The organism is Pseudomonas sp. NFACC04-2, assembly GCF_900119265.1.
Classification (GTDB): domain Bacteria; phylum Pseudomonadota; class Gammaproteobacteria; order Pseudomonadales; family Pseudomonadaceae; genus Aquipseudomonas; species Aquipseudomonas fluorescens_AA.
Genome location: NZ_FPJC01000029.1, coordinates 42,671 through 51,476, shown reverse-complemented (window position 1 = coordinate 51,476; position 8,806 = coordinate 42,671). Strand labels below are relative to the sequence as shown.

General features: G+C 61.4%; 11 protein-coding genes, 1 tRNA gene and 1 pseudogene. 5 read left to right on the top strand and 8 right to left on the bottom strand.

Features of this window, described 5'->3' with window-relative positions; all coding sequences use genetic code 11:
- The 3 genes and pseudogenes from BT125_RS26080 to BT125_RS30130 all read left to right on the top strand — a co-directional run bounded on the left by BT125_RS26080 (position 1) and on the right by BT125_RS30130 (position 1,848).
- A tRNA-Pro gene (locus BT125_RS26080) sits at positions 1-77 on the top strand.
- 145 nt (positions 78-222) lie between these two features.
- Positions 223-993 (top strand): annotated as a pseudogene (locus tag BT125_RS30135) (MCP four helix bundle domain-containing protein); the annotation flags it as partial.
- Positions 985-1,848 carry a methyl-accepting chemotaxis protein gene (locus BT125_RS30130; RefSeq protein WP_371857830.1) on the top strand — a complete coding sequence of 288 codons (864 nt, stop codon included), beginning with the start codon at positions 985-987 and terminating at the stop codon, positions 1,846-1,848. The pseudogene BT125_RS30135 and the gene BT125_RS30130, both read left to right, overlap by 9 nt.
- A gap of 211 nt (positions 1,849-2,059) precedes the next feature.
- On the opposite strand, the gene BT125_RS26070 is transcribed toward BT125_RS30130, so the two are convergent.
- From BT125_RS26070 to BT125_RS26055, 4 genes are read right to left on the bottom strand one after another with little or no spacing between them, the layout of a single operon-like run.
- Complete coding sequence (locus BT125_RS26070) at positions 2,060-3,358, bottom strand: NAD(P)/FAD-dependent oxidoreductase (protein WP_072411781.1); 1,299 nt, start codon at positions 3,356-3,358, stop codon at positions 2,060-2,062.
- 60 nt (positions 3,359-3,418) lie between these two features.
- Positions 3,419-3,592 carry a DUF3094 domain-containing protein gene (locus BT125_RS26065; RefSeq protein WP_003185543.1) on the bottom strand — a complete coding sequence of 58 codons (174 nt, stop codon included), beginning with the start codon at positions 3,590-3,592 and terminating at the stop codon, positions 3,419-3,421.
- 52 nt (positions 3,593-3,644) lie between these two features.
- On the bottom strand, positions 3,645-4,172 hold the full coding sequence (locus BT125_RS26060; RefSeq protein WP_072411779.1) for an MOSC domain-containing protein: 528 nt from the start codon (positions 4,170-4,172) through the stop codon (positions 3,645-3,647).
- Positions 4,169-4,795 carry a DUF1780 domain-containing protein gene (locus BT125_RS26055; protein ID WP_025215531.1) on the bottom strand — a complete coding sequence of 209 codons (627 nt, stop codon included), beginning with the start codon at positions 4,793-4,795 and terminating at the stop codon, positions 4,169-4,171. Before BT125_RS26055 ends, BT125_RS26060 begins: the two co-directional genes overlap by 4 nt.
- Positions 4,796-4,927: 132 nt before the next feature.
- Between BT125_RS26055 and BT125_RS26050 the strand changes: the two genes are divergently transcribed.
- A complete protein-coding gene (locus BT125_RS26050) occupies positions 4,928-5,614 on the top strand; it encodes an energy-coupling factor ABC transporter permease (protein ID WP_072411777.1) in 687 nt (228 codons plus the stop codon).
- A 63-nt stretch (positions 5,615-5,677) separates the two neighbouring features.
- The gene (locus BT125_RS26045; RefSeq protein WP_053125334.1) at positions 5,678-5,893 is read left to right on the top strand and encodes a hypothetical protein; all 216 of its coding nucleotides are present in this window, start codon (positions 5,678-5,680) and stop codon (positions 5,891-5,893) included.
- Here BT125_RS26045 and yacG read toward each other — a convergent pair.
- From yacG to BT125_RS26025, 4 genes are read right to left on the bottom strand one after another with little or no spacing between them, the layout of a single operon-like run.
- Complete coding sequence (yacG, locus tag BT125_RS26040) at positions 5,890-6,096, bottom strand: DNA gyrase inhibitor YacG (protein WP_072411775.1); 207 nt, start codon at positions 6,094-6,096, stop codon at positions 5,890-5,892. The two genes, BT125_RS26045 and yacG, sit on opposite strands and share 4 nt — an antisense overlap.
- On the bottom strand, positions 6,093-6,716 hold the full coding sequence (gene coaE / locus BT125_RS26035) for a dephospho-CoA kinase (RefSeq protein WP_072411773.1): 624 nt from the start codon (positions 6,714-6,716) through the stop codon (positions 6,093-6,095). The genes yacG and coaE overlap by 4 nt, the downstream gene beginning before the upstream one ends.
- Positions 6,716-7,585 (bottom strand): prepilin peptidase, encoded by an 870-nt coding sequence (locus BT125_RS26030; protein ID WP_072411771.1) that lies wholly within the window; start codon positions 7,583-7,585, stop codon positions 6,716-6,718. The genes coaE and BT125_RS26030 overlap by 1 nt, the downstream gene beginning before the upstream one ends.
- A gap of 1 nt (position 7,586) precedes the next feature.
- Positions 7,587-8,804 (bottom strand): type II secretion system F family protein, encoded by a 1,218-nt coding sequence (locus BT125_RS26025; protein WP_072411769.1) that lies wholly within the window; start codon positions 8,802-8,804, stop codon positions 7,587-7,589.
- Positions 8,805-8,806 lie beyond the last annotated feature (2 nt).

The window sequence follows — 8,806 nt, the reverse complement described above, 5'->3', positions numbered from 1 at the left end:
CGGGGTATAGCGCAGTCCGGTAGCGCGCCTGCTTTGGGAGCAGGATGTCAGGAGTTCGAATCCCCTTACCCCGACCATATTGAAAATCCTCGTATCGAAAGATACGGGGATTTTTTTTGCCTGCAATAAAGTGGACTGACTTAAGTCATCGTACGACCTGCCGATAACCCAGCGACAGGGGCGTGGCCCCACCTCAGGCCAACAATAAAAAAGGCAGCCTTTATGGTTCTTCGTCAGTTGAATATCGCCCCGCGTGCCGCGTTGGGTTTTGCCTTGATCGCCGTGCTGGTGGCGTTGCTCGGGGTGTTTGCGTTGGGGCAGATGTCGAGCATCCGTGACAGTGAAGTCGCCGTGGAAACCCAATGGCTGCCCAGCATCCGCGGTGGTGATGAAATTCGCGAGTGGATGTTGCGTATCCGCACGATTTCCCTGCGCATGGCCTTGGACCAGGACCCGAAGAATATCCCGGTGTACCGCGGACAAATGGATACCCGCGACAAAGAACTCAGCGAAAAAATCGCGGCTTACGAAAAGCTCGTCGTCACGCCTGAAGGCAAGGCGCTCTATGACCAGTTCAAGCAAACCTTCGCCGCTTACCGCACGGGCATCGCCCAATCCTTCACCTTGGCAGAGCAGGGCCGTCGGGACGAGCTGATCAAGCTGTTGCTGGTGGATATGAAGACCGTGGTGGATGGATCCGGCAAGCAGCTTAACGATTTGGCGGAGTTGTTCTCCAAGCAAGTGTCCATCGAGAGCCAGAAATCCCAGGAGCACTACGCCAATTCCCGGATGATCGTCAGCCTGTTCGTGGTACTCGCGGCCCTGGCCACGGTCGTGCTGGCCATGCTGCTCACCCGCAGTATCGTCAAGCCCTTGGGCGAGGCGCTGAATGCCGCTGAGAACGTGGCCCGAGGCGACTTGACCCGACCGATCGAGACCCATGGCAACGACGAAGTGAGCCGCTTGCTCAAGGCGCTGGCGACTATGCAGCAGAACCTGCGGGAGACCCTGCAGGGCATCAGCGGCTCGGCTGCACAGCTGGCCACCGCCGCTGATGAGCTGAACGCCGTCACGCTCGACAGCACCCACAGCCTGCAACAACAGAATAACGAAATTGAACAAGCGGCCACGGCGGTCACTGAAATGACCACGGCCGTGGAAGAGGTCGCGCGCAATGCGGTTTCCACCTCCGATGCCACGCGTCAGTCCAGTGAGTCGGCGTCCCTGGGGCAGCAGCGGGTCAGCGACACGGTCGATGCCATCGGCGCCCTTGCCAGCGATGTGCAGGTGACGGGTGGGCTGGTGCAATCGTTGGCCAGCCAATCGCAGGATATCGGCAAGGTGCTGGACGTGATCCGCGCCATCGCCGAGCAGACCAACCTGCTGGCCCTGAACGCGGCCATCGAGGCGGCCCGGGCCGGCGAAAGCGGACGTGGGTTTGCGGTGGTGGCGGACGAAGTCCGGGCGCTGGCTTATCGCACGCAGCAATCGACCCAGGAAATCGAACAAATGGTCCAGGGCATGCGCAGCGGTGCCACCCAGGCACTCGATTCCATGCAGGCCAGTTCCTCTCGCGCCGCCAGCACCCTGGCCATGGCGGAGCGGGCGGGGGACGCGCTGCAGACCATCACGGCCTCGGTCAATGAAATCCACGAACGCAACCTGGTCATCGCCAGCGCCGCCGAAGAACAGGCGCAAGTGGCCCGCGAGGTGGATCGCAACCTGGTGAACATTCGTGATTTGTCAGTGCGCTCGGCTTCCGGCGCGGGCCAGACCAGTGCCTCCAGCCATGAGTTGTCGCAACTGGCCAATTCGCTGCGCACGATGGTGCAACGGTTTCAGGTTTGACAGGCGGAAGGTCACGGCGCTCGGTTACTCTTTAGAGGGAGGGCGACTGCACCGCCGTCTTCGCGAGCAAGCCCGCTCCCACAGGAGACCAAGTACCTCATGAGTATGGGATCGACTGTGGGAGCGGGCTTGCTCGCGAAGGCTATGGAACAGGCGACACAGCGCTAAAGTTCATCGTCACCTTAAGCAGCTCATGCTGTGCTTTTTATCTTCAGTGCAACTTGAGCCTAGGCTCGGTCCCGCGCCCGATCTTGCTGCCCAGCATCAGCATGGCCGTGCGGAACAGGCCGTACAGCGCCATCTGGTGCATGCGGTACAGCGAGACGTAGAACATCCGCGCCAGCCAGCCTTCGAGCATTACGCTGCCGGTCAGATTGCCCATCAGGTTGCCCACCGCCGAGAACCGCGACAGTGAAATCAACGAGCCGTAATCGGTGTACTTGTATTCGGGCAGGGTCTTGCCTTCGATTCGCAGCTTCAGGGATTTGGCCAGCAACGAGGCCTGCTGATGCGCGGCCTGGGCACGGGGCGGAACATTGCGATCGCTGCCGGGTTGCGGGCAGGCGGCGCAATCGCCGAAGGCGAAGATGTTCTCGTCGCGGGTGGTCTGCAGCGTCGGCAGCACTTGCAGCTGGTTGATCCGGTTGGTCTCCAGCCCGTCGATGTCCTTGAGGAAGTCAGGAGCGCGAATCCCGGCGGCCCAGACTTTCAGACTCGCGTCGATCACCTGGCCGTCCGCGGTAATCAGGCTGTCGGCGGTCACCTGGCTGACGGAAGCGTTGGTCATGACGTTGACCCCGAGCTTCTCCAGAGTCTTGTGCACCGGTCCGCCGATACGCTCCGGCAGCGCTGGCAAGACCCGTGGACCCGCCTCGATCAGGGTGATGTGCATGTTCTCCGGTTTGATCCGGTCCAGGCCATAGGCGTGCAGTTCGTGAGCGGCATTGTGCAACTCGGCCGCCAGTTCGACACCGGTCGCACCGGCGCCGACGATGGCGACGCTGATGCGCTCGACAATATCGGTCTGTCCGGCGTGGGCACGCAGATAGTGGTGGAGCAATTGCTGATGGAAGCGCTCGGCCTGCTTGCGGGTGTCGAGGAACAGGCAGTGCTGCGCCGCACCTTCGGTTCCGAAGTCATTGGTGGTGCTGCCGACGGCGATCACCAGGCTGTCGTAACCCAATTCCCGAGCCGGCAACAGCTCGACGCCCGCCTCGTCATAGGTGGCGGCCAGCTGGATTCTCTTGCGCTCCCGGTCCAGGCCGCTCATGCGCCCGAGCTGGAACTCGAAATGGTTCCATTTTGCCTGAGCGACGTAGTTGAGTTCATCTTCGGAAGAGTTCAGGGAACCGGCAGCCACCTCATGCAGCAGGGGTTTCCAGATGTGGGTCAGGTTCGCGTCGACCAGCATCACACTGGCCGTGCCACGCTTGCCCAGCGTCTTACCCAGACGGGTAGCCAACTCCAGGCCGCCGGCGCCGCCGCCAACGATGACAATACGATGAGTCATGGGGATATCTCGCAAGGCTAAAGGAATTCGGTGCCGTTACCCGAGCGAGCGCCAAGCGGCTCATAGCGTCAGGTAACTGATCAGTCGGCTCAACAGGCCCAGGCCGATGGTCACGGCCAGTACCACCACCAGGAGCATCCACGGCCGGAAAGGCCGGCGCTCGACTCGGTGCTGGGACAGTTGCAGGTACTCTTCGACATGCTTCTGGTCATCTGGGTTCAGGCGGCTGGTCATAAAGGCCTCGTCAGGTAGACGTTGCGGAAGGTGAAGACGTTACAGCGTCCGGCTAGCCGGCATTGAAAGCTGCGTAGCCGCTCGCCGGCACAGGTTCGACGCTCAGGCTGTCGTCCAGGCGAATGATTCCACTTTTTAACACCCGGGCGGTGATTCCGCCATGGCCGCGTACGGCCTGGAACGTACCTTCGCCGAGGTTTCGCTCCAATCGGGCACAGGGCTGGCACCAGCCGGTGGTTTCAAAGATGGCTTGGCCGATGCGAAAGCGCCGGCCCTTGAGGCTGAACAGATTGATGCCGCTGACCACAATATTGCGTCGCAACTCCTGTGGCAGCACCGGCTGGCCCTCGGGGCGGCCCATCAGCGACCCGATCACGGCCAGGTGCTCCCATTGGATCAGCGTCACTTGTCGCGCATTGCGCACACCGGGACGGGCATGATCGCCGGTCAGTCCGGCTTCCAGGCGGGCCTCCACAGCGTCCAGTTCGATCATTGGCGCGTGACCTTGGGGGCGCACGCCAATCCAGCGTACGCGACCCTGCTGCGGCACGGCGGCGATCAGTTCCTGTAATGGGCTCACAGGCTGATCCCGACATCGAACACGATGCTGCGCCCCAGATTGCCTCGCAAAAAGTCCGGCGCGTCGGGATGGGCGAACAGCACCCGGGCAAACGTCGGTCCCACCAGCGACAGCGAGCGCCAGCCCTGGCGCAGGTATTCGGTCGGCGGTGGGAAGTGACTGTTGAGGTCCAACACTTCGCGCTTGAGGCTGGCGAAGGCGATGATGTCCAGGTCGCCCAGGTCCATGCCGCGTTCGGTGTAGTTGTGGGCTTTCTTGCGCAGGGTCGGGGCCAGGCGCATCAGGAATTCATTGGCCGGGATCCGCCGGGGCTTGGCCTCGCGACGCACCAGTTGGCTCAGGGAAAAGGCGCTGCGGCGACGTTGCAGTTCATCGCGCCATTCGTCATTGAGGCGGCGACCCTCGTCGAGCACGAAAAACACCTCGAAATTGGCATCCCGAAACAGCACGTCCGGCGGCTCTCCGGCGGGGGCGAATTCGTCGGCCCGGTAGGGCACGTTCAGCCCTTGCAGCAGACGCTGGCAGACCCAACGCTCACGCTCCCATTTGCGGGCATTGGAGAGAAAGGCGTTGGCTTGCTCGGCCGCGATGGTCAGCAGGCGTAAATAATCGGAATCATCCATGAGCCCAAGCTTAGCGTTCAATTGCGACAAGCTGAAAGCGTTGCGTGGATTAATGGGCGTTATGGGGGAGGTGTAGACTGCTGGTTTGAAGTAATCCCTGTTTGAGACAAGGGCAAGCGAAAGGAGTAGTCCATGATCGGTGCTGAACTGCTATCGCCGCACACCCTGGCGGTCGGTTGGCTGGTTTATGTGCCGGTGTTGGCTTGGGCCGTGGCGCGGGCACCGTGGGTCGAGTTGTTCACGGATAGCCGTCGCCAGCATCTGCTGTTCGGCACGGTGCTGGCGTTGTTCGTGCTGTGGCTGGTGCGACGGGATTTCGACACGGGTGTCTCGTATCATTTCATCGGCATGACCGCCGTGACGTTGCTGCTGGACTGGCCGCTGGCAATCCTGGGTGGTTTCTGTGCCCAGCTTGCGCTGGTGCTGCTGGGGCGTCAGGACATGGAGGCTGTCGGGGTCAACGGTGTGCTGCTGATTCTGCTGCCGGTAATGATCACCGAATGTAGCGCGATCCTGGTGGAACGCGCACAGCCGCGCAATCTGTTCGTGTACATCTTCTGTTCGGGGTTTCTCGCCGCTGCGTTTTCGGCGTTGGCGTGCCTACTTTTGGGGCTTGGCCTGCTGTGGTACGACGGTATATTCGCCATGCCTTACTGGCTGGAGGATTTCATCGGTTACCTCTGGTTGATCATTTTTCCCGAAGCTTTCATCAACGGCATGGTGATCAGTGCGTTGGTGGTGTTCAGCCCCGAATGGCTGGAAACCTTCAACCGCACGCGCTACCTGTCGGCACCGTGGAACGATGATGACAAGCCTTGATTCACGTCAAGGCTGCCCCACCACACGCGCTGCATGCTCTGGAAAACTTCCAGGAGTACAACCATGAGTGTTTATGAGTGGGCCAGACAAGAGATCAGGCGTAGCCACGATGCCGCAATGGAGATCGGTTTCGACCCGGGCTTGAGCCTGCGTGCCTTGCTCAGTGCGATCGTGCAGCAGAGCAAGACAGTGCGCAGCGCTGAAGACCTGGCCGACGAGTTGAGTTTCCTGGCGGAAAACCTCGACGACGAACAGGACTACGGTTTCATGCGGCCTTAGTGATGTGAGCGAGGCTCGAAATCTTCGCTGAACAGCTCATCCTCGGCGTCGGGACTGACCGGGATCTTGTGTTCTTCCGACGCCCAGGCGCCGAGGTCGATCAGTTTGCAGCGATCAGAACAGAACGGCCGGAATGTGCTCTGCGGGCTCCATTCCACAGGGGCGCCGCAGGTTGGGCAATCAACGGTTGGGGCTTGGCTCATGAGTGGCCTCCACGCAAAGTAAGGTAAAAGTGATGCAGGCGCTCGACCTCGCTGTGCAGCCAGGCGAGGTCGCGATCATTGACCACCACGTCGTCGGCATGGCTCAGGCGATCCTGGCGGCTGGACTGGGCCTTGAGGATCGCCTGGACCTGCTGTTCGCTGGTCTGGTCGCGCTGCAACGTACGTTCGATCTGCAGTTGTTCCGGCGCATCGATCACCAGGATCCGCTGCGTCATAGCGTACTGCCCTGACTCGATCAGCAGCGGCGACACCAGGATCGCGTAGGACGATTGTGCCTGAGCCAGGTGATGGGCGATTTCCTCGGCGATCAGCGGATGCAGCAGTGCTTCGAGCCAGCGGCGTTCATCGGCATGCTCGAAAATCAGCTTGCGCAGCGCCGCCCGGTCCAGGGCGCCGTCGGCCTGCAATACGCCAGGGCCGAAGTGCTCGGCGATTTTCGCCAGCGCCGGGCGCCCGGGTTCGACCACCCAGCGTGCCGCATGATCGGCGTCGATGACGTGCACACCCAGATCGATGAAATGCTGGGCCGCCGCGCTCTTGCCGCTGCCGATGCCACCGGTCAGGCCGAGAATCCAGGGTTTTTCCAGAGGGGTATTCATTAGAAACCGACAGACTGCCAATAGAAGTCGGTTATTTGACCACCCCAGAGCAAGGCAATCCAGCCGGCAATGGCCAGATAAGGTCCGAAGGGGATCTGCGTCGACCCGGGCGCATCACGCAAGCGCAGCACAATGACCCCGATAACGGCGCCCACCAGCGACGACAACAGCAGCGTCAGCGGCAGGACCTGCCAGCCCCCCCAGGCGCCCAGCATCGCCAGCAGCTTGAAATCCCCGTAGCCCATGCCTTCCTTGCCGGTGATCAGCTTGAACACCCAGAACACCGACCACAGCGCCAGGTAGCCGGCCACCGCGCCCCACATCGCCTGGTCCAGGGAAACGAACAGCCCGAAGCTGTTGACGATCAAGCCCAGCCACAACAACGGCAACACCAGGGTATCGGGCAGCAGTTGATGCTCGGCATCGATCAGGCTCATGCCCAGCAGGCCCCAGGTCAACACCATCACCATCGCGGCGTGCCAGCCAAAGCCGAAATGCCAGGCGACGAACGCCGACAATGCGCCGCAGGCCACTTCGGTCAGGGGGTAACGCTTGCCGATGGGCGCGGCGCAGCTCGAACAGCGGCCCCGCAGCATCAGGTAGCTCAACAGCGGAATGTTCTCCCAGGCGCGGATGCGATGGCCGCAGTGCGGGCATTGGGAATGGGGCAGCATGAGGTTGTAGACCGGGCCCGGGGTCTCGGCCGGCAGGCCCAGCAGATCGTGGGCTTGCAGGCGCCATTCGCGGTTGAGCATCTTCGGCAGGCGCCACACCAGCACGTTGAGGAAGCTGCCGATGATCAGGCCGAGCAATGCCGCCACAAGCACGAAAGCCACGGGGTACAGCACGAAAAATTCGCTCAGGGGCATGTCAGATCGCAGAGCCGAGTTGAAAGATGGGCAGGTACATGGCAACCACCAGGCCACCCACGACGACCCCCAGGACCACCATGATGAAGGGTTCCATCAGGCTGGTGAGGTTGTCCACCAGATTGTCCACTTCGGCCTCATAAAAACTCGCCACTTTGTCGAGCATGTCGTCCAGCGCGCCGGATTCCTCGCCGATGGCGGTCATCTGGATGGCCAGGTTCGGGAAGATCCCTGACGCGCGCATGGAAAAATTCAACTGCATGCCGGTGGAAACGTCCTGGCGGATGCGCTGCACGGCGCGCTTGAATACCACGTTGCCGGTGGCACCCGATACTGAATCCAGGGCTTCGACCAGCGGCACGCCGGCGGCGAATGTCGTCGAGAGCGTGCGGGCGTAGCGGGCCACAGCGGACTTGTACATCAAGGAGCCTATCAGCGGTAGTTTGAGTAGCCATTTATCGCGCCAGTCACGAAAGCGCTCGGAACGCCTGAGGGCGTATTTCACGCCAAAAAATGTCCCCACAAACCCGCCAAGCACCACCCACCACCATTCCTGCAAGAATTCCGACAGGCCGATGACCATTACCGTGAAGGCCGGTAGCTGTGCGCCGAACCCTGAAAAGACCGATTCGAACTGCGGCACCACCTTGACCAGCAGGATGCCGGTGACCACCGCAGCGACGAGTATCACCGCCGTCGGGTAGGTCATGGCTTTCTTGATCTTGGCCTTGAGCGCTTCGCTCTTTTCCTTGTAGGTCGCGACCCGGTCCAGCAGCGTATCCAGGGCACCGGCCTGTTCACCGGCATCCACCAGATTGCAGTACAAATCGTCGAAGTACTGCGGGCATTTGCGCAGCGAGGCGGCGAAGCTGTTGCCGGCGGCGACTTCCTGCTTCACCTGGTCCACCAGCTTGCGCATGTTGGCGTTGTCGAAGCCTTCGCCGATGATGTCGAACGCCTGCAACAGCGGCACGCCAGCCTTGAGCATCGTCGCCATCTGGCGGGTGAAGAGGGCGATATCCAGGGGCTTGATGCGCTTGCCCTTGCTGAATATCGAGGTGGATTTCTTGCGCACCTTCTCCGGGTTTATACCTTGTTTGCGCAGCTGTGCCTTGACCAGGGCTGGGCTCTGTCCCGTCAGCTCGCCGGTCATTTTCGCGCCTTTACGGTCTTTGCCTTCCCACGTATAGACGTCGGTTTTTACTGCCTTGACCGCCATGC